Below are 23,966 nucleotides of genomic sequence, written 5' to 3'. Positions count from 1 at the left end.
GTGTAAAAAGCTTAGATATTGCGTCTGCGACTTAATGAATTTTACAATTGGAAAATATACGTAATTATTGCCTCAATTTTAAATACGCAAACAGATGTTTTTAAGGATCAATTCTATTTACCAAGGAAAGATGACCCTGGAAAATCATCCTTCAGCTTAAAAAATTCAGCTACGGTCTTGGCAATATTTGAAAATGTTTTGCCGGTTCCAAGATCCTCAGCCTTTGCAGAATTTTTCGGAAATACCAGCAACGGCACAAATTCACGGGAATGGTCGGTGCTTTCAGAGCATGGGTCATTGCCATGATCTCCTGTAATGATCAAGAGGTCCCCTTCCCTGATCTTAGAAACAATAGCAGGAATAGCGCGGTCAAATTCGGCTAAGCTATCTGCATATCCTTCCGGGTCGAGTCTATGACCAAAAAGCTGATCGGTATCAATTAGATTGACGAATACAAAACTGTTATCAAGACCGGCTGACATCAGGCTTAAAAGTTGTGAAATCCCTTCCGCGTTACTTTTGGTTGGGCGATATTGCGTGAATCCTTTTCCTGCAAAAAGATCAGCTACTTTACCTATCGAATACGTTTTAACTCCCGAATCATACAATTTCTGAACTAAATTATTCTCCGGTGGAAGTGAAGAATAATCGTGTCGCTTGTCAGAAATACGTTCAAAACTTCCTGCTTTTCCGGTAAAAGGACGCGCAATTACACGCCCCACCTCATGCTGACCTACACAAATATTATTTCTGGTAAATTCACACCATTCATATAGTTTTTCTACCAAAACGACTTCCTCGTGACACGCTACCTGAAATACACTATCGGCTGAAGTATAAACAATTGGATATCCGGTTTTGAGATGCTCTTCCCCAAAATCATTAATTACATCCGTGCCTGAATATGGTTTATTGCAAAGTACCTTATCTAGTCCGATCCCTTTACAAAAATCCTGGATTAGATTTTCCGGGAATCCATCGGGGTATGTAGGAAAAGGCTTATCGAGCTGAATACCGGCAATCTCCCAATGCCCTGTAGTTGAATCTTTACCTGCTGAAACTTCCCGCAGCTTTCCATAGGCTGCCAAAGGATTTTCATTCTCTTCTATTGAAGCTAATGGAATAATATTTCCCAGACCCATTTTTTGAAGATTTGGAAGCTTTACACCGGTTTCTTCTGAAACATGACCAAGTGTATTCATTGACTCGTCACCATATTCTGAAGCATCTTCCTGAGCCCCAACTCCTAATCCGTCAACCACTATTATATATGCGTTTCCCATTATACTTCTGCTAACTCTGCCTCATCATCATTAATAACTTTAGACAGGGCCTTTTTAGCCCTTTCTTTCACCTGATAGGCATTAGGTGACTCTTCTGTTATTTTAGTAAAACCTACCTGAAACTTAGCCCTCATCGATCCACCGATTGATAGATTCAATCCAGATTCCAGTTTTGATTTCAATTTTTCCATCCAAAAGGAAACTGCTTCTTCATCATCACTTTGAATCAAAAAAGCATAAACGTAATCAGAATTATATCCTATAAAACCAGGGATCCCATATCGTGAAGGGTTTAGAACCGTTACAAAATCTGTTTGAATATTTTGAAGGTCCTCGAGCCTGAATTTTGTTCTCAATGCAGATACATCATCGGGTGTTATCAACCCAAGCCAGGTGGAAGTCCCCGTACCTTTCTTAAGCTTGGCTAGTTCACTGTTAAGTGCCGCCTCCCAAAGTTCAGGCATAAAAGCTCCAAAGTTTTGGGTAAGTAGCTCTTGCACCATACCTGATTTCTTTACCGATGATTGAATACTCAATGCCGCTATACGTGCTAAGTTAGACAACTTATGTTTGGTAGATTCTTTGAATGTCAGCGGATCATTATCATAGCATATTACCACGGCCTGTCTCCGGTCATGGATCATAATGGGGACGGCATAAGTAGCACCCTCCGTCCTCTTCTCATTAGAAGTTATTCTTCGTGGATTATTATTGAAGTGCATGGTAAAGATCGGCTCTCCTTTTTCGAGTGCTTCATAAGCAACACTTTTTTCTTCAAGCTGCAGTCCAAGTGCAGGAGCCTTTTTTGAATTCTGAGATCGGAGAATCACATTCCAGGATTCCATACCTGGTGCCAATAAAACCGCTCCTCCGTTAGGCAGGCTCTTCTGCATTTCTTCGAGCATATTTACAAGTATTTCAACTCGATGTTGCCTGTAATCCAACTTATTAATTGATTCTTCATAATCTTCCCATTCCTGCTGATTTTCATGCAGATCAACCACTTCAAGATAGGTGTCCAATACATTCACTAATGCATTATTGTAAGCCATCACCCGATCCTGAATAACCTCTTGATCGATCTCCTCCTCACTTTCCAGAACTGTAAGCGCAACTGTTTCTCCCTTATTTATAAACGGGATGATGAGGATGTGTTTGGCTTGCACAAAATCAAAATAGTGCATCAATTTGGCTTTTGGGATATCCTCCCCAACCACTAATTGTATAACCTCCTCAGCATCTTTAAACTCATCGAGGAAATGATTTTCAAAAGCCACCCGATCCTGAAACATCACATTCGGTAAACCTGTGCTATTGGTTCCCCAAACAAATTGTTGCCGGTCTCGATTCACCCAACACATGTAGGAAAGCTGAACTTTGGTTGAAGTTCGAAATAAGTGCACCAGATCCTCAATGATCTGTTTAAATTCTCTTAATGCTTTTTTTTGTCGGTCTAAAGACATTCGCTTTGCTGATTAAAAATATTTTAGTTTTAGAGTGTATGGATTTTCATGGTCATTTACCCATTGTTCAGATCTCCTTAGCCATGGCTTCTGCTTCTTCTACCATACGCTCAAATGAGGCTAATCCTTTATTCCAGAAATCAGGCTGAGTGATATCGAGCCCCATTTTAGCCACCAGATCTTCCGGCCACTCAGAACCGCCCGCACTCAACAGTTCCAGGTATCGATCAGCAAAACCATCCGGTCGCTGTGTATATTCTTCATACAGTGCCAGCACCAGTAACTCCCCAAAAGCATAGGCATAAACATAACCGGGTGTGTGAAGAAAGTGTGGAATGTAACTCCACCAAATTCCATATTCATCTGTGAGTTCAACAGCATTTCCATATAATGCTTTCTGTTGCTCCATCCATAATTCAGAGAAACGTTCGGCCGTAAGTTCGCCCTCCTCGCGCCGCGCCGTATGCATAGCATGCTCAAATCGGTTCATTGAGATCTGCCTGAAAACGGTAGCGATAGTATCATCGATCTTACCAATAAGAAGAGCCAGTTTTTCTTTGGGGTCATCGAGCTCTTTCATAAGTTTTTGGAATACCAGCATTTCCCCAAATACAGAAGCCGTTTCAGCCGTAGTAAGAGGAGTTGAGGATTGTAAAACTCCTTGCTGTCGTGACAAATACTGATGTACTCCATGGCCTAATTCATGTGCAAGGGTTTGCACATCGCGGATCTTACCATCAAAGTTCATGAATACATAAGGGTGTGCGGAAGGAACTGTTCCGGCGGAATACGCCCCTCCTCTTTTCCCGGGTTTGATTGCTGCATCGATCCAGTTTTTATCAAAAAATTCCTTGGTGATCTCCCCCATTTTTGGATGGAAATTAGAATAGGAATCCAACACCATTTTTTCAGCAGAACTCCAATCAATGGTTGCTTCATTTTTCATGATTGGAGCATACCGGTCATAATCCTTCATCTCATCCAAACCAAGCAGATCACGCTTTAACTTATAGTAGCGTTGAACCAGCTCATACTTAGAAGTAACGGATTCGACAAGGGCATTCACCGTTTTACTATCCGTTTGGTTGGCCAGATTTCTTGAGTCGATCCAGCTGTCATATTTACGAAGCTTGTCGTTGGTTGACTTATCCGCCAAAATGGTATTAAACACAAAAGTAAGCTGCCTGCTAAGTTCCTTGAACTTTTTGGTCAGAGATGCATGAGCACGAACCCTAAGATCCCGATCACTTTCATGGAGCTTGCTCAACACCTCTTGTTCACTTAGCTCTTCCCCATCCAATTCAAATTTTGCAGCTCCAAGGGTCTCATCGAAAAACCTAACCCAGGCACTTCGTCCGGTTACTGATTTAGCCGACATTATCTTTTCCTGTCCTTCTTCCAGTACATGATCTTTGTATCTACGGGAGCTTTCCAGATAATGTTTATATGTACTTAAAGCTTCATTTTCAATCAATCTCTGTGCTTTCTCTTCAGGAATATTCAGCCATTCAACATCAAGAAAAACCAATTTTTGACTGATCTCTGAAGATAATTCATTTGTTTCAGCTACCAGTTTCCCATAATCTGTGTTGCCGGTATCAGTAGACCATTGCAAATAGGCGAAAGAGCCTATCTTTCCTGACAGGTCTAAAATTTCTTCGTATTCATCCAGCATTTGTTTGAATGACTTTGCATCCAGTCCGGAAACTTTGCCACGGTATGAATCGGAGAAAGCCTGAGCTTCTTCAAGCACCTTTTTCTTATCTTTTAAAAGTTGTGGGTCTTCGTTTGAAGCATAGAGGTCAGAAAGGTCCCAATTAATATTTTCAGCACCTGTTTTTTTGTTCTCTGTCTTTTCGCTCATTCCTTAATATTTTTGATCTGATGATACATTCAATGCCTGAAATTAAGACATTGAATATAGGGCTTGAAGCAAGCGAATTAAAGAAATAAGAAGAGTTTTATTTTCACTATTAGAGATCAGTGATTTATATCAACCCAAGATCTCTTTACATATTAGAATGGGGTCCCCGTTCAGAAATATCAAACTCAAATTTCAACTCGAATTTTCCATTGGTTTCAACTTCATACTTTGCATGAAGCTGCCCGAGTTGGGCATGAATAAGACTTAAACCCAGACTTAAACCCAGACTTGGAGTATTTGAAAAATCCTGTTCTTTGCTGAAACCCGGGCCATTATCTTTATAGGAAAACGTGATCCTCTTATCTGCTACCTCCATCAAAATATCTATCTTGCCGTCAAATGTTTTAAGAAATGCATATTTGAATGAATTGGTCAGTAGTTCATTAAAAAGTAAGCCTAGTGGTATAGCCTGATTGATATTCAGCTGATGTTCTTCAAGGTCAAGATTTATTTCTACTTGTTTTTTAGATTGCATGGTGCGTTTTATTGCCGGGATAAGCTGATCGAGATAATGCTTGATATTTACGGAAGACAATCGTTCTGTTTCATACATTAGTTCGTGTACCATTGCAATAGAATGGATGCGATTGATACTTCTTTGAAGAGGAAGCTTATGTTCAGGATCCACCTCCATACTCTGCAACTCCAGAAGCCCGGAAACAATCGCCAGATTATTCTTTACCCGATGATGAATCTCAGCAAGTAAAGTTGTTTTCTCTTTCAATGCATCTTTTAAAACTTCTTCCTGATCTTTGCGGGGACTGATATCAATAAAAGTTGTTGCTACCCGTAATACTCTTCCCTTTTTATCCAGTAATGGGTTTGCATCTACCTGTAACCATACATAATGTTTTATCTTGGGATTATACACTCCCATGATCACATTCTTGATATGACTTTTCTCAGATATAGCCCGCGCTGCCGGTAACTCATCAGCTGGGAAAGCGGATTCGTCACTTTTAATAATTTTCCAGCCATCATCATGCACAGTACGGCCATAGAGCTGATCTTTTGTAAGCCCCAACAGTTCTTCTGCTTTATTATTTGAAAGTAAAATAGCTGACTTTTCGTCCTGAACTACCACACCTATCTGCAGATCATCAAAAAGAAAGTTCAGTGATTTATCAAAATGCTCTTCAGAAATCGATTCTTTTTCAACTGCAACTACATTATGTCCAATATGAATGACTATAAGTTCTTCATCAGATCCATCTGAGTATAAACTGCATTCCCATTTAACACTATTGAAGCGGTCGGTATCCCGTATCTTTATCTTATTGATGATCTGAAGCGGGCCACTCGAATAATCCTGTACACACTCCGTAAGTAATTCCTTGTACTCTTCTACTTCACCGGAAGAAATAAAAGTTGAAAAATTTACCCCGGAAATAGAATCTCCGGGGAAAAGAAAAGTTTGAGCATAATGATCATTGCAAAACAAAATATCCCCTTTAGTATTTGTGACCACCAAATACAGGGTTTTTGAATGTTTTATCCATCCGGGAATTCCGGACAAAAGAGGCATTTCTACATTTTTCAAACTTGTTCCCTCAAACATCATCTCAGCTCAATATGACATAGCTTATACTTTATATCATTTAAATTATCGGTATATATTTGCTGAGCATAAATTACTTCCAAGAAGGAATGTAGCTAAAGAGATTTTATTTAGCTACTTCTTATCCAAAACAAAGCATATTAGCCCTGTATTAGAGGTAAATATCGGTTTGTAGAAATTATCGTTTTTTAAGAATGTAATCCTTAATTTTGGGGTTATTAAAAGCACTGAGAATCAGTTGTTTTTAAATCATTTTAAAGGATTATTCATTAGCACAATAAATCGCTCTCAAAATACCGTACGAGGTTAGCCAGACCATTGAAATCACTTGAAGCCGTATTCGGCCCCAATTCAGCACTTGTAGAAGAATTATACGATCAATATCAAAATGACCCAAAATCGGTTCCGGCTCACTGGAAAAGGTACTTTGATGAACTTGAAGGCAAACCGGTAGATAAAGCTGAACCTGAAAAACTTCAGCCTGAACAATCAGCACAGAATGTCTCTGATAGCAAGCGACAGGAATCAACGGAGACGAAAAAAGCTTCTGTTCAACAAGATGCTAAGAAAGAAGTTCAAGCACCTAAAAACGCAAGTTTAGAAAAAATCAAAGGTGTGGCTACTAAGATTGTTGAGAATATGGATGATAGCCTTGAGGTTCCTACAGCTACCTCCCTCAGGGTTCTTCCTGTTAAAATGATGGTGGAAGATCGTGCTATAATCAATCGTCATCTGCTAAAAAGGAATGAACCTAAAGCTTCTTTCACTCATTTTATTGCCTGGGCTATTATTCGTGCATTGAAGGAGTTCCCGACTCTGAATAGTTCTTATCTTTATAAAGATGGCAGCCATTATCGCGTAGTTCCTGATTCAGTAAACTTAGGTGTTGCTGTTGACCTGGAAGGCAAAGACGGTTCTCGTAACCTGGTCGTTCCAAGTATTAAAGGCGTAGATAAAATGAACTTTAAAGAGTTCTTACATGCTTACGCTGAACTCATTGACAAAGCCCGAAATGGCAACTTGCAGATAGAGGATTTTCAAGGGACTACAATAAGTATTACGAATCCGGGGACTATCGGCACAGTTTCCTCGGTACCAAGACTGATGAAAACCCAGGGAGCTATTATCGCTACCGGTGCCATTGATTATCCGGCTGAGTATCGTGCAATGTCTAAGGAGATCTTGAATCAGCTGGGAGTGAGTAAGGTGATGACTGTATCATCTACTTATGATCACCGGGTAATTCAGGGAGCTGAATCCGGCATGTTCCTGAAGAAAATGGATGATCTTTTAAGCGGACAAGAAGATTTTTATGAACAGATTTTCTCGGATCTGGACATCCCATATGAGCCACTTCCTTATGGGGAAGATAATTATACAGGTCCGTTTTCAGGTGGACAAAATACGCTTGAACATGACCGCCGGGCAGTGGGCGTCTGGAGACTTATCAATATGTACCGTATGCGTGGGCACGTATTGGCTGACCTTGACCCACTTGGAAAAGAACCGGGTAAAAATCCCGAACTTGACCTCGATTATTACGGACTTTCCCTTTGGGATCTGGACCGCGAATTTTACTGTGGCGGCTTAGGTGGAAAAGAACGAGCTACGCTACGCGAGATCCTCAGCTTGCTTCGTGATACTTATTCCGGAAACATTGGAGTTGAATACATGCACCTCCTGGATCTGGAAGAACGAAAGTGGTTGCGTGAAGCCATGGAGTCGACCGGAAATAATGCGCAACTCTCCAAAGATGATAAGCGTGAGATCCTCCATAAGTTGAATCAAGCAATGGCTTTTGAGGAATTTTTGCACAAGAAATACATAGGCCACAAAAGATTTTCTCTTGAGGGAGCCGACACACTCATTCCTATGATCCACTTCTTGCTTGAGAAGGCTGGTGAACATGGAATCGAAAAATTCTTCGTAGGTATGGCTCACCGCGGGCGGTTAAATATGCTCGTTAATATTATGAATAAGCCATACCATCGCGTATTTGCTGAATTTGAAGGAAACATCGACCCCGATTCCATTCAGGGCTCCGGAGATGTTAAATATCACCTGGGTGCACGAGGTATTCATAAAACAGCCAATGGTAACGAAGTTGAGCTTCAGCTCATGCCAAACCCATCTCACCTCGAAGCTGTAAATCCTGTTGTTGAAGGAGCGGTTCGAGCTATGCAAGATCATCACGACAAGGAAGATGCTTCTAAACGCGTGGTCCCTGTATTGATGCATGGTGATGCTGCTTTTGCCGGGCAAGGTGTAGTTGCTGAGACTTTGAATATGTCTCAGCTTGAAGGCTACAGTACGGGCGGTACAGTTCATATTATAATCAATAACCAGATTGGTTTTACAACGCTTCCTAAAGACGGCCGCTCTACCGAATATGCTTCCGATATTGCCAAAACGGTATTGGCTCCCATTTTCCATGTAAATGGTGATACTCCAGAAGCTGCAGTTTATGCCATACAAATGGCACTTGACTATCGTCAAAAATTTGGGAAAGATGTTGTGATCGACCTTATTGGTTATCGTAAACACGGTCATAATGAAGGTGATGAGCCCGCTTTCACCCAACCCGGTATGTATAAAGAGATCAATGATCATTCACCGGTACGTGATGTTTACACTGAGCATCTTGTTAAAAACGGTGAACTCACCAAAGAGGAAACTCAGCAGATCTTCGATGAGTTTGATCAGCTATTGCAGGAAGCTTTTGAAGATGCCAAAAAAGCTCCAAATCTTGAGGTTACGGACAACCTTATAGACCGGACAGAAACCCCTCAGGATGAGTGGAAGGCCTACCCAGATACTACCTATCCTGCTGAAGAACTAAAAGATATTGCCGTTAAACTAAATACTGTTCCCAAAGATTTCGACGCTAATCCAAAACTGCTTAAGCAGTTAGCAAAACGTGCCGAGATAGTTGATAAAAATGAAAAAAAGATCGATTGGGGTTTTGCAGAATTGCTCGCTTTCGGTTCACTTCTGAAAACAGGAACCACTATCCGATTGACCGGACAGGATGTTGAGAGAGGAACTTTTTCTCACCGCCATTCGGTACTTCATGGAACAGAAACCAACCAAAAATTCGTCCCTCTCAATAACCTCTCTGATGATCAGGCACGCTTTCATGTTCACAATAGTTTGTTGAGTGAGTTTGCCGCTTTAGGATTTGAATTCGGTTACAGTGCTGAAAAACTGGATGCTCTTGTTATTTGGGAAGCACAATTTGGTGATTTCGCCAACGGAGCGCAGATCATCATCGACCAGTTTATATCTGCAAGTGAAGCCAAATGGGGACAGAAAACAGCGTTGGTAATGAATCTTCCTCACGGATATGAAGGTCAGGGGCCTGAGCACTCATCTGCCCGCCTTGAACGATTTCTGCAGCTATGTGCTGAAGACAATATGCAGGTTATGAATGTAACCACTCCGGCTCAGTATTATCACATGCTGCGCCGTCAAGCTCTTCAGGAAAACAAGAAACCTGCTATTTTGATGACTCCAAAAAGTTTACTTCGTCATCCAATGGCAACTTCAAGCAGGGATGAATTAGCCGATGGTAAATTTCAGCCCTTCATCATTGATAAGGACTTTACAGATCCCAAAGATCTCAAACGATTAGTGATCTGTTCAGGCAAGGTATATTACGACCTAATGAAATATCGACAAGAGCATGAAGTTGACAATGTAGCTATTGCCCGGCTCGAACAATTCTATCCTTTTGCTGATGATGAGATCGAAGAACAACTTAAAGATTTCACGTCCATCAAGGATATTGTATGGTGTCAGGAAGAGCCCAAGAATATGGGAGCCTGGACATTCGTAGCACCCCGGTTTATGGAACTGCTTCAAGACGGACAGAAGTTAAGATATGTAGGCCGTCAGGCTTCTGCTTCCCCGGCTGCCGGGCAGAAAAAAATTCATGAAGCTGAACAGAATAAGCTTGTTGAAGATGCCATGACTGTTAAGTAAAACTCTTTACAGTATAAATTTGAAGCCTGACAGTTAACAATGTCAGGCTTTTTTTTTAAATGAAAAATCATTTCTTTTTCTCGTACAACGATCAGAAATGAGACTCTTTTATGTCCAAACCTAAATCCGCTGAAGATTTCTTTAATCAACTTACCAACTGGAATAAAGAGCTTTCCTATTTACGAAATCTGATCTCTGATACAGAACTTAATGAAACCATCAAGTGGGGAATGCCGGTTTATACTCTTGGTGGGAAGAATGTATTGGGATTAGGGGGATTTAAGCATCACTTTGGAATTTGGTTTTTCAATGGTGCATTGATAGACGATCCTGCCGGATATTTACAAAATGCTCAGGATGGTAAAACCAAAGCTATGAGACAACTTAGGTTTGAATCATTTGAAGAGATCGATCCCAATATTATAAATGATCTTGTTCAGAAGGCGATCAATAATCAAAAAGACGGTAAAGAGGTTAATATAGATGTAAACCGAGAAGCTGAGATCCCATTTCTTTTGGATAAAGCTTTTTCTGGTGATAATGAGCTAAGATCTCATTTCGATAAGTTAACTCCAGGGCGACAAAGAGAATATGCTCAATACATTGCGGAGGCTAAACAAGATGCTACAAAAGAACGCAGGTTGGTCAAGATCATTCCAATGATCAAGGATGGTGTCGGGCTGAATGATCAATATCAGAAGTGAACCATGATTTACAATTCATAATCAAATTCATAGAAATGTTTTCCATCATCGATGATGATCTGCATCTCTCCTGACAGCCCTTCCAATTCGCCGGTTCCGGAATCGGGAACAACTTCCAATATCAGTCGGTCTTCGCCTTTGTCCATCACGCCATAATGCTGGAGCACAAAACTGCCTTTCTTCCCATTCAATGTTCCCCGAACTTGCTCAATTGCTACATAGCTGGCTGAGCCTTTTACAGAAGTCATCGCACTTAGCATCTCGCCTTTGCTAACGGCGTTAAGATCACCTAAAAAGGTTTTATCGATGGACATTCGGTTCAGCGTAACGCCATCCCTTCCTTCTGCATTACCATCAATGGGATTCAGTTTTACTTCAAATTCGCCGGAGATCTTCATGAGTCTATATTTTTGATTATTGCAGCCAATAACGCTCCTAAATATGCCATTGGAATATAAGCTCCCACAAGGTCAACTATATTAAACCAAAGCGGTGATGGAAGCACAACTACATTGCTCACCCCTCCTAAAAGAAAAAAACAGCCAATGAATAGTGCCCACTTCTTGGGCTCGGATACCACAAAATAAGCTGTCAGAAAAGCCCCTATCAAAGTTCCCAAAGCGTGCGCCAAAAATGGCATCAAAAAATGCCGGGGCTGGAACAGGTGCATAGATTCCTGCAATCCTTCCATGGTGGTTACATCAGCACCAGCGGGCGGAGGTATGATGTAGCTACTGATCATGATGATCCCCATGTTCACTATCCCTCCTACAATGAGACCTGCAAGAGCAGCCAGGGAATTTCTTAAAAATGGTTTCATACTCGATTATTTAATGTGTTGGAGAACAGCAGATTATAGGAAAATTGGAATGTAATGGAAACGTAAAATCCTGACTTCTTAATTTACTCCTTAGGATCAACATCTATGAAAAAATCCTTACAAAAAACCGCTCCGTGGTGCGGTATTTTTAGACTACAGACCACGAAATTAGATCGAAAAAACATAACGCTCCGATGGAGCGAGAGCAATATTAGAGTGCTATTCATTACAAAGATTGTGTCCCTAACGGGACAGTTTTGCATGTTTCTCATAAAAAAACCCTGCACAACTTAATGTGCAGGGTTTATAGTTTCTTGTTACGACGCTGGGCGTCATAACATCCGCTCCAACGCAGAGCGTTGGAGCGAGGAAATCATTAGCGAAGATGAATTACATCATTCCGCCCATGCCTCCCATTCCTGGCATTCCGCCGCCCATGCCACCTGGCATGCCGCCTCCGCCATTGTCATCATCGTCACCTTTAGAAGGCTTCTCAGAGATAACAGCTTCAGTGGTGAGCATCAATCCGGATACAGAAGCAGCATTTTGCAAGGCTGTTCTGGTAACTTTAGTAGGATCGATAACACCGGCTTTGATCAGGTCTTCATACACTTCGGTACGTGCGTTGTAACCGAATGCATCTTTGCCCTCAAGTACTTTCTGAACAACAATAGCGCCTTCAGCACCGGCGTTGTTCGCTATCGTACGAAGAGGAGCTTCTAATGCTCTGCGGATGATTTGAACACCCACATTTTCATCATCATTATCGCCCTTGATCTTATCAAGAGATTTAATGGTGCGAAGCAGAGCAACACCACCGCCGGGTACAATTCCTTCCTCAACGGCTGCACGTGTTGCATGCAATGCATCTTCAACACGAGCTTTCTTCTCTTTCATTTCAACTTCAGAAGCTGCACCAATATAAAGTACTGCAACACCGCCACTTAATTTGGCAAGACGTTCCTGAAGTTTTTCACGGTCGTAATCAGAAGTAGTGTTCTCAATTTGTGACTTAAGCTGATTTACCCGAGCTGTAATGTCATCTTCTTTGCCGTTTCCATCAACAATAGTAGTGTTGTCTTTGTCGATAGTAACACGAGATGCGCGGCCTAAGAAATCAAGCGTAGCATTTTCAAGTTTGTAACCACGCTCTTCAGAAATTACAGTACCGCCGGTTAGGATGGCAATGTCTTCAAGCATAGCTTTTCTTCTGTCACCAAAGCCTGGAGCTTTAACGGCAGCAATTTTCAGAGAACCACGGAGCTTATTAACTACCAAAGTAGCCAATGCTTCGCCTTCAATATCTTCAGCAATGATCAATAACGGGTTTCCGTTTTGAACTACTTTTTCTAGAATTGGAAGCAGGTCTTTCATCGCAGAGATCTTCTTGTCAAAGATCAGGATGTAAGGATCTTCCATTTCGGTTATCATCTTCTCAGAATCAGTCACGAAGTAAGGAGAAAGATAACCACGGTCGAACTGCATACCTTCTACAGTTTCGAGGTAAGTCTCAGTTCCTTTTGCTTCTTCAACAGTAATAACACCGTCTTTACCAACTTTTTCCATTGCATCGGCAATCAAGTTTCCGATGGTTTCATCATTGTTGGCTGAAATGGTTCCGATCTGAGCGATCTCTTTACGATCGTCAATATCACGGCTCATTTTTTTGAGATCCTCAACGATCACTTTAACCGCTTTCTCAATACCGGATTTCAGATCCATAGGATTTGCACCGGCAGTAACATTCTTCAGACCTTCGCTTAGAATAGCCTGAGCAAGAACGGTAGCAGTGGTTGTTCCATCACCGGCATTATCGCTGGTTCTGGAAGCTACTTCTTTAACCATCTGAGCGCCCATATTCTGGACTTTATCAGATAATTCAATTTCTTTTGCAACGGTTACACCATCTTTTGTTACCGTAGGTGATCCGAATGATTTTTCTATAACAACATTGCGTCCACGTGGGCCCAAGGTTACTTTAACAGCATTGGCCAACTTATCAACACCCTTCTTCAGGGCGTCGCGTGCTTCAATGTCATAATGAACTAACTTAGCAGACATAATTATCTATAATTTTAAGTTTGTGATTTAATTTCTTTGGAAAGGTGGGTTACGATACAATACCCATGATATCAGATTCGCGCATGATCAGGTACTCTTCTCCATCAAGAGTTACTTCGGTACCTGCATATTTTCCATAGAGCACTTTGTCTCCTTTCTTCACGCTCATCTCAATTTTGTTGCCGTTTTCTACTTTGCCGGCACCAACCGCTACCACTGTACCTTGTTGCGGTTTTTCTTTAGCCGTATCGGGAATGATAATTCCGGAGCTGGTTTTTTCTTCAGCAGGCTCAGCCTGTACCAACACACGGTCGCCTAAAGGTTTAATCTTAGCCATTTTTATGACTCCTGTTAGTTTTGGTTATTAATTAAATTTTTTGGGCAATGCCCTACTTTGTTTCGTATTAGTTAGTGCAACTTCCGTACCAAACCAAAACAATTATATACAAACCCGTCTAATATGGTAGAATTGACTGTTTTTTAGGCGGAATTTCTCAGGAATTAAGAAAGCCTGTCAGACTGTTCTAAATGCTCTGACAACTTTGCATAGGTTTCGGGCAACCAATGCTCGGCACGATCATCAAAGTTAAAACCATCGGGTTGATAATCTCCCAATACCGGCTTCAGAGAATTGCTCAATTTTTTTCGCCGTTGATTGAAGGCGGTTCGAACTACGGTTTTCAATGTTTGATCTGAAAAGCTCAGATCCGGTTTGTCAAATTTTAGTTTGATAACGGCACTCGTAACTTTTGGTGGTGGGCTGAATGAATTACGTGATACCTCAAATAGAATCTCAGGTGTGCAAAAAAGCTGGGTTTGCACACTAAGTATCCCATATTCCTTCGATGAAGGTTCTGCAACCAACCGCTCAGCTACTTCCTTTTGCATCATAAGAATGGCTTCAGAAAATAACTTTCGGTTTTCAAGAAGGTCGAACAAGATCGAAGAGGTGATATAGTAAGGTAGATTTCCGATCACTACATCATTACTGACCGGATCAACCATATCCTGCCAGTTAACTTTTAGCACATCCTTTTCATGGATTACCAGGTTTTCAATTTCCTGCTTCAGTACTTTTACTGCTCTTTGATCTAACTCGATCGCATGTACATTTGTAAACTTTTCGGTAAGCCACTTCGTTAAAGCTCCGGTACCCGGACCGATCTCGATGATCCGATCCTCTTTCTCTGCGACAATGGCATCAATAATTTTAAAAATGATGTTCTTATCCGTCAGAAAGTGCTGGCCGAGACTTTTTTTTGTTCTAAAAGACATGTACAGTAAAGAATATTCAGTTATAAGTGAACAGAAGCTTGGCTTTTATTAAGCAAATGTCAAAATAAATCACCTTTATCTCTTATTGATAACTGTTCACTTTAAACTGTAAAAAGATTTGTAAATTATCCTTCGCTTGGTAACCTTCCAAGTAAACCCTCATAGATACATACTTAATGAGCTTTCTTGAAAAAATCGGTTTAGGCCAAAAGAAAAAAGAGATCGCACCACTAATTGGTGAAAAAAAGAAAAAAGAACAGGAAAAGTATTCGCTAAGGAGAAATCCCTATATTCGCATTCTCATACTGATCTTATTTGTCGCGATCAGTGCTTTTTCTTTACCGCGTAACCCTGTTAATTCCGGATTAAACTACACCCCGGGGCAGCCATGGAGAAATGCTGATTTAACTGCCCCATTTACTTTTTCCATTCAAAAAACGGATGCAGAACTGGAAGAGGAGCGTGAAGAAATTCGAACTTCTACAGCTCCTATTTTCCGAATCGACCAGAATATTCCAATTACTGTTCAAACCCGTCTTGATTCCATTTACAGGGAAATTCAGCCTGTTTTGGAATCATACCATGCCTGGCAAGAAGCAACACGACAATCAGCCACTTCAGCAGATGCCGACAGTGCCAATTTTGCTCTCGAGATCAGTGAATCTGAAATAGATTTTACTGAAAGTTCATGGGAGGTCCTGCTTGAGAGTTATGACCAGGTTCAGGAAAATAATCTAGCTCCAAGTCAATTTGTAGGGGTTGAGATAAAACAACAGCTTGAACTTCTTATTGATCAATTGATGAGTCAGGGAGTGATCAATCAAAATAAAAGCACTCTGCAAACCAATAATATCATCATCCGGAATAACAGGGAAAGCACAGAACAATCGGTTGACCTTGCCCGGATCAGGGATCTTAGGGAAGCCAATGAATTTGTACAGTTCAGGCTGAACAGAGTTTTTAGTGAAGATCAGTCCCGCCTCGCTATGGAGATCTACAACAGAGTAATCATTTCTAACCTACGTTTCAGTGAAGAAGATACACAGGAGCGTTTACAAGTTGCCTTATCAGATATCTCAGAAACAAAGGGAGCTGTTGCTCAAGGGCAGGTTATTATCCGTAGAGGTGACTTAGTTTCGGCGGAACGCGCTAACATTTTAAGAAGCCTGGCAGAGGCTCGTTCAGAGAATGCCAGCCAAATTGAAAAATGGGTTCGTTTCGCAGGACAACTGATCATCATCATTGCAGTCACTTTTGTTTTCTTTATGTATATCTATCTTTATCGAAGAAGTATTACTTCAGACAATGCATTATTCCTGTTAGTATTCCTTATCCTTGGTTTGGTTTCATTTTCTGCCGGGTTAATAAATTACTTCGATATTGCAGATCCCTATATAATTCCGGTTGCCATAGCCCCAATCGTACTTACCATTATTTTTGATTCCCGGGTCGGCCTGGTATCAGCAATCATGCTTGCAAGCCTGTTGGGGTTAGTAAATGGGAACAGTTTTGAATTTGTAGTTGCTACGTTTACGGCCTGCAGTTTAGGTGTTTTTTCTGTTCGTGATATTAAAGACCGTTCTCAATTCTTTTTTACCACACCCGGTATTGTCTTCATAACATACTTAATGGTAGTAGGCTCCTTTAATGTAGCTACATTAAGCGGTTGGGATATGTTCACTTCAGACCTGATGTATATTGCCATCAGTTCTGTTTTTATCTTATTTACCTATCCGATAATTCTATTATTTGAAAAGGTTTTTGGTGTTACAACCGACTTTACCCTCATCGAGCTTGGAGATACCAATCAGCCATTGCTTAAAAAGCTGATGAATAAAGCGCCCGGAACATTTCATCATAGTCTTCAGGTAGCCAATCTATCTGAGGCTGCGGCTTCAGCAATAGGAGCAAATTCGTTGTTATGCAGGGTCGGGGCTCTTTACCATGATATCGGAAAGATGGTAAAACCGGAATATTTCGTCGAGAATCAATCCAAAGGAAATAATGAGCATGATAAGCTGAAACCACAAATGAGCGCGATGGTTATAAAAGCGCATGTGAGTGAAGGTGTAAAAATGGCTGAAGAAGAAGATCTGCCGAATATCATTATTGACTTCATAAAAACGCACCACGGCACATCAGTGATCCGTTATTTTTATGAAAAAGCCAAGGAAGATGATAGCCTCAAAAGCATGCTTCAGGAAGATCAATTTCGATATGAAGGTCCCCTTCCATCATCCAAGGAAACAGGTATACTGTTACTTGCTGACGGAATTGAAGCGGCCTCTCGTGCCATGAAAAACCCAACCTACAGCAAACTCGAAAATCTTGTAAACCGAATGGTCGATGACCGGGTTGCGGAGGGACAACTTAGTCACAGCCCGCTTACATTCAGGCATCTTCAGGTGATCAAAGAAACATTCCTGAATATTTTGGTTGGTGTTTACCATAGCCGGGTTGAGTATCCTGAAGACAAAGAACGTGAGGCCGAAGAAAAAGAAGCAGCTGAAAAGCTGCAGAAAAAGGCTGAGGCCTCTGAAAACGGGATAGAAGAAACTCAGGAACAAGAAAAAACAAACGACTAACTGTGGCATTCAAGCAAGAACTGGATATATACCTGCAGTTTGCAAAGCTTGAAAAAGGACTGAGTGAAAACTCCGTAGTCTCTTATAAAAATGATCTTGAACGATATTTTTTATTCCTCACCACAGAAAAGAAGATCAATGACCTGGCAGGTGTTACGCTTTCTCATATTGAAGATTTTTTAAATTTCTTGGTAGATGAAGAATTACTTTCTGCAAGCTCCCTGGCACGTAATATTTCAAGCATCAGGGGATTTCATGAATTTGCCGTTGTGGAGGGCATCACCAAGGCCAATCCGGCAGAGCTTGTAGAACTTCCCAAAAAAGCATCTAAGCTCCCCGAAGTTTTAGACAGAGATGAGATAGAAGCCATCCTGACCACTCCCGACCTGACCACTCCTTACGGTATCCGTGACAAAGCTATCCTCGAAACATTATACGGAACGGGAATGCGTGTAAGTGAACTTACAGGACTAGAACAAGATCGTCTTATTTTTGAAATTGGCTTTATACGAGTGATCGGTAAAGGAAACAAGGAACGTCTGGTACCTGTTGGTGAGATCGCCCAGGATTCTATTTCACATTACACAGAACACGTACGTCCTCAATTCTATAACCCGGAAAAAGATCACAAAGCTAAAAACAAGGTCTTTCTCAGTATGCGGGGAAGTGCGTTATCAAGAATGAGTATCTGGAATATTGTTCAGAAAGCTGCAGAAAAAGCTGATATCAAAAAAAACGTTTATCCTCATATATTCAGGCACTCATTTGCTACGCATTTGCTGGAAGGTGGTGCCGATCTTCGTGCGGTACAGGAGATGCTTGGACATTCCTCCATTTTAACTACTGAGATCTATACCCATATCGACCGGTCATTCCTGCATCAGGTGCATAAGGAGTTTCACCCAAGAGCCTGATATTTCAGCTAATAAATCATAAAAATTTTCGTTGAGCAATAAGCTTTTACTTCTGCTATTTTAGGAACCAACTAAATTTATCTTATTCATGGCTTTTACAAGAATTCTATTACTGGCTTTCACGCTTCTTTTCACAACCCAAACTTTAACGGCTCAGGTTCTTACCTCAAAATCCTATGGAAATGGCATAGTTGTTTCAGCCGATTACCACGCCTCTGAAATTGGGAAACAGATCCTTCAACAAGGCGGTAATGCTGTTGATGCAGCAGTAGCCGTTCAATTTGCTTTGGCTGTAACATTGCCGCGAGCAGGAAACATTGGGGGTGGCGGATTCATGGTCGTCCATTTGGCAGATGGTGAAACCAATACACTGGATTTCAGAGAGAAAGCTCCCGAACGAGCAACCCGCAATATGTATGTTAGAAACGGAGAGTTTAAATCTGACTTGAGTTGGGAAGGTATTTTAGCAGTGGGTGTACCGGGCACGGTAGATGGAATGGTCAAAGCTATTGAACGCTACGGGCGTATGCCGTTAGACATGGTCATCCAGCCGGCCATAAAGCTCGCCAGAGAGGGATACACTCTTTCCTATACTCAGGCTCAGGACTTGAATAATCATAAGGATACATTCAAGAAATATCAGGCTTCAGCAAGATACTTCACTACCGGGGATTCAACTTTATTCGAGGAAGGTGACCTTTTTGTACAGGAAGACCTGGCCCAAACTCTTGAGCGTATAGCCCGTTTTGGAAGAGAAGGTTTTTACTCAGGCCCGGTTGCTGATGCGATCGTTAATGAAATGAGTCGCTATCGCGGATTGATAAGCTATCGAGACCTCAGAAACTATGAGAGCGTTTGGAGAGAACCCATTGTTGCAGACTTCCTGGGATACAAATTACACATCATGCCGCCACCAAGCAGTGGTAGCGTTGCCATCGCACAGATACTTGAAATGATCGATGATTATCCATTAGCTGAAATGGGGCATAATTCAGCGGAATATGTGCATGTAGTGAGCGAAGCCATGCGCCGGGCTTTTGCTGATCGCTCTTATTATTTAGGTGACCCCGACTTTATTGATATTCCTATGGAAGAGCTTTTAAGTGAAGAATACAACAATGATCGAATGGCTTCTTTCAGTGCCGATCAAGCCACAACATCCGAATCTTTGGAGCATGGTGAAATTACAGGTTTTTTAGAATCATCTGAAACCACTCACTTTTCAATAGTTGATAAGGACGGTAATGCTGTTTCTGTGACCACTACCCTCAACGGATCATTTGGAAGTCACGTTTCTGTTAGCGGAGCAGGGTTTCTTTTGAATAATGAGATGGATGATTTTTCTGCCCAGCCCGGGGAACCCAATGCCTACGGCCTGATCGGTGCAGAAGCAAATGCTATTGAACCGGGTAAACGGATGCTGAGCAGCATGTCTCCCACTATTGTTACCAGGGATGGAAAAGTTGATATGGTATTAGGTGCAGCCGGTGGTCCAAGAATTATTACAGCTACTCTTCAAAGTTTCCTAAATAAAGCAGTATTTGGGATGAGATCGCAACAGGCAACAGCGCAACCCCGTTTTCACCATCAATGGCTTCCTGATATGATATTTTTTGATGATTTTGGACTGAGCCCTGACACACAACAAGCCTTAGAAGAAAGGGGACACAGATTATTCCCAATGCCCGGGATAGGTAGAGCTCATAACATTTATGTTGATCAGAACGGGGACCTTAACAGCGGAGTCGATCCAAGAGGTGATGGCCATGCCTCGGGTTACTAGTTACATAAGCACACGTTCAACCAGTCTTCTAAAATTTTTCAGTTAATAAAACTCTTATATAAATGAAGCAATCTTACCAATCAATTACATGGGAAGAAGATCATCTGTCAATTTTAGACCAAACTCAGTTACCGCTTAGAGAGATCTATTCTGATGTTAATACCATTGGTCAGGTTTGGGATGCCATAAAAAAGCTGAAAGTACGTGGTGCCCCTGCCATCGGCATTGCGGGGGCCTACGGTCTATATCTTGGGGTCCGGGAACTCGATTCCAAGAATTTTACCAGTTTCAATGTGGAACTGAACAGATGGATCGAATATCTGAAATCATCACGGCCAACGGCTGCCAACCTCAGTTGGGCACTGGAACGGATCAATCAAACCGTTTATGCCAATAAGGATAAAGAGCTTGACGAGATCAAGGAGATCATCCTGAAAACGGCAAAAACCATCCATGATGAAGATAAACGTGTATGTAAAAAAATAGGTGAGAACGGCTCTGAATTAGTAAAAAAGAACTGGAATATTCTCACCCATTGTAACACCGGAGCCTTGGCTACCGGAGCTTATGGAACGGCTTTTTCAGTGATACTGCACGCCCACGATCAAGAAAAAGATATTCACGTTTGGGTTGATGAAACCAGACCACTTTTACAGGGAGCACGACTGACAACCTGGGAATTACAAAAAGCCGAGATCCCCTTTCACCTTATCACAGATTCAATGGCCGGTTCACTTATGAATGCGGGTAAAGTTGACATGGTGGTAGTAGGTGCAGATCGGGTTACTGCCAATGGAGATACCGCCAATAAGATCGGAACCTATTCGCTTGCTGTATTGGCAAAAGAAAATGAGATCCCCTTTTATGTTGCCCTGCCACTTTCCACTTTCGATCTTGAATCTGAAACGGGTGAGGAGATCGAAATTGAAGAAAGAGAACCTGAAGAAGTTACGCATATCAGCAAATCGCCTATCACACCAAAGAAAACGGATGCTTATAATCCTGCTTTCGATATTACCCCAAATAAATATATAACTGGTTTTATTACAGAAAAAGGAATTGTGAAGCCTGACTTTAAAAAGAACATCAGGAAGCTTTTTGACTGACCTTTCCTGAACTTTTTCCACCGGGATCTTTTTCATTGGAAAGCTCATTATCCGGTAATTGGATATCTCGATCCCGATGGATGTTGATGGTGACCCCGGTTGTACTTCCAAAAATAATACCTAACCCTACCGCTAAGTACATATTATAACCTATCAGGTAACTGACACCAAATCCTGACATTCCACCGATAATTACTGCAATAAGCCAGATAAAAAAGCTTTTCATTTCACCAATTTGTGTATGCTTTCTCCTTACAACGATAATTGAAGCTTAAATGAGGTGGCCTCATCAGAGGAATAATCTAATGTGGCATTAAGCTGTTTAGCAAAGGCTCTGATTATACGCATTCCAATTCCCTTAGCTGTTTTTTGCTCAAAATTAGACGGCAAGCCAATACCGCTATCAGTTACTTTCAAGAATAGCTTGTCCTCACTTTTAAAAATTTCAATAACTACATGCCCCTTATCCCCTTTCTTAAAACCATGTATACAGGCGTTCATCACCAATTCATTAGTGATCATTGCAAAAGGTATCGCCCGATCCATATCCAGATCGATGCCATCATCTGCATGAACTTTTAGTGTAATATTCTTTTGTTCCTTACGAAGTGATTGTTCAATTCTGTTACTTAATTTGATCGCATAATTTTTAAGGTCTACATGATTGGCTCGCTTAGTTTGAGACATAGACTCATGCACAATAGTAAGGGAACGGATCAGTGAATGTGAATCCCTTAAGATCTGCTCATTTGTCTTATTTGAATCACTTTTAAGCTGAAGTTCCAATACTGCAAGTACCATCGTCAGGTTTGTACGAACCCGGTCATGGATCTCATTCAACAATTGATTTCTTTCATTCAAAGCAGAACTTAATTTCAATTCTTTTTCTCGCAATTCATGAGTCTGATCATCAACTTCCTTCTGCAGGGATTTATTCTAGCTTCCCACCAGATATATGCTTCCCACCCCAATGAAGAATACCAAAGTGATCGAGATCCAGGTCACGATCTCAAAAGACTCATTTACACTCGTCATGCTGGCAATAGCATCTGAAGTAACTCCTGAGCCTGCAAGTTCTTGCTCTATTGACTGAGAGCCTAATAGCTTTGCTGAAATGATAAACATCACCAGTACTAAAACTACCGTGGTTATTGCGGAATAGATCCAGGTCAGGGAAACTTCATTCTTAGGAGGAATATCAAACTGCTTTTTCCTTAAGCGATAAACAGCAGGTGTTAAAAAGTAGAGCAACGGTCCGCCGATCAAAAAGGATTGTAAGAACAAACTCACCCACCAACTCTTCCAAATTACCAATGTTTCAAAAAGCGGCAGATTATAAAACCGGCTCCAAATAAAAGCTCCAAGAGAACATGCCAAGGCTGCAAAAAGTGATACTACAATGTAAAACGTGAAACTCTTGATATTCCTAAGGCTCAGATCAAACGACACACAATAGTAACATAGTGCATAGACTGATAAGCCAAGAGTGAATGACATGGAGTACAAAAGCGACCAATACCAAGTCATCGAAGCCGTAAATGCGAGCACGAAAGTCGATACAAAAACCGGGATAAATCCCCATTCAAAACCAAGCCAGAATACCAACATCATCCCAATAAGCATGGGGATCTGGATCAAAAAAACCTGTCCGATCTTATCCTGATTCAGGATATCAGAAAACCCAAAAAAATGCTCCACAATAAAAACGGAAGAGATACTTAGCCCTATCAGTCCAACCCAGATACTAAAAAGAGTAATAAATTTTAGATCTCTGATCCCAAATTTGCCAAGGAGATAATCCATTGTAAGGGGCTGATAAACATTGGCTGTCTGCCCTTTCTGATCTTTAACCTCCATTCATTCTCCGATATGTTTTCATCATTTAATTAACTGGGACTAAAGCAGTTATCTTTGCTTTGAAAACTTGCTGGCAAAAATATACAATTATCAGATGTCAAACACACAGAGCCTATATATTTACTTCTATTGCCTCGGCCCCTACATTATGATGAGATCCATGCCAACATACTTCACCATCTTTTAAAATAATAAGTTGAGGAGATTCATGACGAACTCCCAGCATTTCTGAGATCTGAGAAGATAATGCACGCTGGCCGATCACATCAACCATATAGAAATCGGCCTTCCTCCTTTCCTCTTCTGAAAGCCTTTGTATGTTTTTCAAAGCAAAAAAGCTGGTGGCACACCGGTTACTGTGCTTGTAGATCACTTGTGGTTTAGTGTTGGAGGCTTTCAACATGTCACTGAGCTCATCCTCAACATGCATCGAAGCCCAACCAAAATCAGCTTTGCTCTCACTTTCAGAATTAAATATATCGCCAATTTTTTCAAATAAACTCATAGAGTATTCCTGTTCATAGATAATTAATTGGTCTTTTAGAAAGATAGCATCATAGAAAAAATACTTGCTTAATATCTAACTTCTAACTGATCATAAAAAATTAAACCATTTTTAATTATAATCCATTATACCTAAATAGATAGAGTT

19 protein-coding genes are annotated in these 23,966 nt (G+C 41.1%); 6 read left to right on the top strand and 13 right to left on the bottom strand.

Translation table 11 applies throughout. From position 1 onward, the window contains the following. Positions 1-113: 113 nt before the first annotated feature. From ACFSVN_RS11530 to ACFSVN_RS11515, 4 genes are all read right to left on the bottom strand, one after another. Positions 114-1,286, bottom strand: coding sequence for a phosphopentomutase (locus ACFSVN_RS11530; protein WP_390303837.1), 1,173 nt, complete (start codon positions 1,284-1,286; stop codon positions 114-116). Continuing rightward, positions 1,283-2,746, bottom strand: coding sequence for a GAF domain-containing protein (locus tag ACFSVN_RS11525; protein WP_390302768.1), 1,464 nt, complete (start codon positions 2,744-2,746; stop codon positions 1,283-1,285). Before ACFSVN_RS11525 ends, ACFSVN_RS11530 begins: the two co-directional genes overlap by 4 nt. 67 nt (positions 2,747-2,813) lie before the next feature. Then, complete coding sequence (locus tag ACFSVN_RS11520) at positions 2,814-4,610, bottom strand: M3 family oligoendopeptidase (protein ID WP_390302765.1); 1,797 nt, start codon at positions 4,608-4,610, stop codon at positions 2,814-2,816. A 145-nt stretch (positions 4,611-4,755) separates the two neighbouring features. Further along, on the bottom strand, positions 4,756-6,210 hold the full coding sequence (locus ACFSVN_RS11515; protein WP_390302761.1) for a PAS domain-containing sensor histidine kinase: 1,455 nt from the start codon (positions 6,208-6,210) through the stop codon (positions 4,756-4,758). Between the two features lie 336 nt (positions 6,211-6,546). On the opposite strand from ACFSVN_RS11515, the gene ACFSVN_RS11510 reads away from it, so the two are divergent. Continuing rightward, on the top strand, positions 6,547-10,209 hold the full coding sequence (locus tag ACFSVN_RS11510) for a multifunctional oxoglutarate decarboxylase/oxoglutarate dehydrogenase thiamine pyrophosphate-binding subunit/dihydrolipoyllysine-residue succinyltransferase subunit (protein WP_390302757.1): 3,663 nt from the start codon (positions 6,547-6,549) through the stop codon (positions 10,207-10,209). A gap of 110 nt (positions 10,210-10,319) precedes the next feature. Continuing rightward, complete coding sequence (locus tag ACFSVN_RS11505) at positions 10,320-10,913, top strand: YdeI/OmpD-associated family protein (RefSeq protein WP_390302754.1); 594 nt, start codon at positions 10,320-10,322, stop codon at positions 10,911-10,913. An 8-nt stretch (positions 10,914-10,921) separates the two neighbouring features. Here ACFSVN_RS11505 and ACFSVN_RS11500 read toward each other — a convergent pair whose 3' ends face one another. From ACFSVN_RS11500 to rsmA, 5 genes are all read right to left on the bottom strand, one after another. Further along, on the bottom strand, positions 10,922-11,311 hold the full coding sequence (locus ACFSVN_RS11500) for a DUF3224 domain-containing protein (protein WP_390302751.1): 390 nt from the start codon (positions 11,309-11,311) through the stop codon (positions 10,922-10,924). Further along, positions 11,308-11,733, bottom strand: coding sequence for a hypothetical protein (locus tag ACFSVN_RS11495; RefSeq protein ID WP_390302748.1), 426 nt, complete (start codon positions 11,731-11,733; stop codon positions 11,308-11,310). Before ACFSVN_RS11495 ends, ACFSVN_RS11500 begins: the two co-directional genes overlap by 4 nt. Before the next feature lie 390 nt (positions 11,734-12,123). After that, positions 12,124-13,794 (bottom strand): chaperonin GroEL, encoded by a 1,671-nt coding sequence (gene groL, locus ACFSVN_RS11490; protein WP_390302745.1) that lies wholly within the window; start codon positions 13,792-13,794, stop codon positions 12,124-12,126. Between the two features lie 49 nt (positions 13,795-13,843). Continuing rightward, a complete protein-coding gene (gene groES / locus ACFSVN_RS11485; RefSeq protein ID WP_390302742.1) occupies positions 13,844-14,131 on the bottom strand; it encodes a co-chaperone GroES in 288 nt (95 codons plus the stop codon). A 164-nt stretch (positions 14,132-14,295) separates the two neighbouring features. Continuing rightward, complete coding sequence (gene rsmA / locus ACFSVN_RS11480; protein WP_390302738.1) at positions 14,296-15,069, bottom strand: 16S rRNA (adenine(1518)-N(6)/adenine(1519)-N(6))-dimethyltransferase RsmA; 774 nt, start codon at positions 15,067-15,069, stop codon at positions 14,296-14,298. A 176-nt stretch (positions 15,070-15,245) separates the two neighbouring features. Between rsmA and ACFSVN_RS11475 the strand changes: the two genes are divergently transcribed. From ACFSVN_RS11475 to mtnA, 4 genes are all read left to right on the top strand, one after another. Then, the gene (locus ACFSVN_RS11475; protein WP_390302735.1) at positions 15,246-17,654 is read left to right on the top strand and encodes an HD family phosphohydrolase; all 2,409 of its coding nucleotides are present in this window, start codon (positions 15,246-15,248) and stop codon (positions 17,652-17,654) included. Positions 17,655-17,656: 2 nt separating this feature from the next. Next, the gene (gene xerD / locus ACFSVN_RS11470) at positions 17,657-18,568 is read left to right on the top strand and encodes a site-specific tyrosine recombinase XerD (RefSeq protein WP_390302732.1); all 912 of its coding nucleotides are present in this window, start codon (positions 17,657-17,659) and stop codon (positions 18,566-18,568) included. Between the two features lie 88 nt (positions 18,569-18,656). Next, positions 18,657-20,351: a gamma-glutamyltransferase gene (gene ggt / locus ACFSVN_RS11465; RefSeq protein ID WP_390302729.1), complete on the top strand. Its 1,695-nt coding sequence runs from the start codon at positions 18,657-18,659 to the stop codon at positions 20,349-20,351. Between the two features lie 62 nt (positions 20,352-20,413). Next, positions 20,414-21,457 carry an S-methyl-5-thioribose-1-phosphate isomerase gene (gene mtnA / locus ACFSVN_RS11460; RefSeq protein WP_390302726.1) on the top strand — a complete coding sequence of 348 codons (1,044 nt, stop codon included), beginning with the start codon at positions 20,414-20,416 and terminating at the stop codon, positions 21,455-21,457. Here mtnA and ACFSVN_RS11455 read toward each other — a convergent pair. From ACFSVN_RS11455 to ytxJ, 4 genes are all read right to left on the bottom strand, one after another. Further along, the gene (locus ACFSVN_RS11455) at positions 21,438-21,683 is read right to left on the bottom strand and encodes a hypothetical protein (RefSeq protein ID WP_390302723.1); all 246 of its coding nucleotides are present in this window, start codon (positions 21,681-21,683) and stop codon (positions 21,438-21,440) included. The two genes, mtnA and ACFSVN_RS11455, sit on opposite strands and share 20 nt — an antisense overlap. Positions 21,684-21,709: 26 nt before the next feature. Beyond that, entirely contained in the window at positions 21,710-22,336 is a 627-nt protein-coding gene (locus ACFSVN_RS11450; RefSeq protein ID WP_390302720.1) for a sensor histidine kinase, read from the bottom strand. A gap of 57 nt (positions 22,337-22,393) precedes the next feature. Beyond that, positions 22,394-23,314: a hypothetical protein gene (locus ACFSVN_RS11445; RefSeq protein WP_390302717.1), complete on the bottom strand. Its 921-nt coding sequence runs from the start codon at positions 23,312-23,314 to the stop codon at positions 22,394-22,396. Positions 23,315-23,426: 112 nt separating this feature from the next. Further along, positions 23,427-23,819: a bacillithiol system redox-active protein YtxJ gene (gene ytxJ, locus ACFSVN_RS11440; protein WP_390302714.1), complete on the bottom strand. Its 393-nt coding sequence runs from the start codon at positions 23,817-23,819 to the stop codon at positions 23,427-23,429. Positions 23,820-23,966: the final 147 nt, after the last annotated feature.

Origin of the sequence: Gracilimonas halophila (genome assembly GCF_042684365.1) — a bacterium.
Classification (GTDB): Bacteria; Bacteroidota; Rhodothermia; order Balneolales; family Balneolaceae; genus Gracilimonas; species Gracilimonas halophila.
This window is presented reverse-complemented; position numbering and strand designations above follow the sequence as displayed.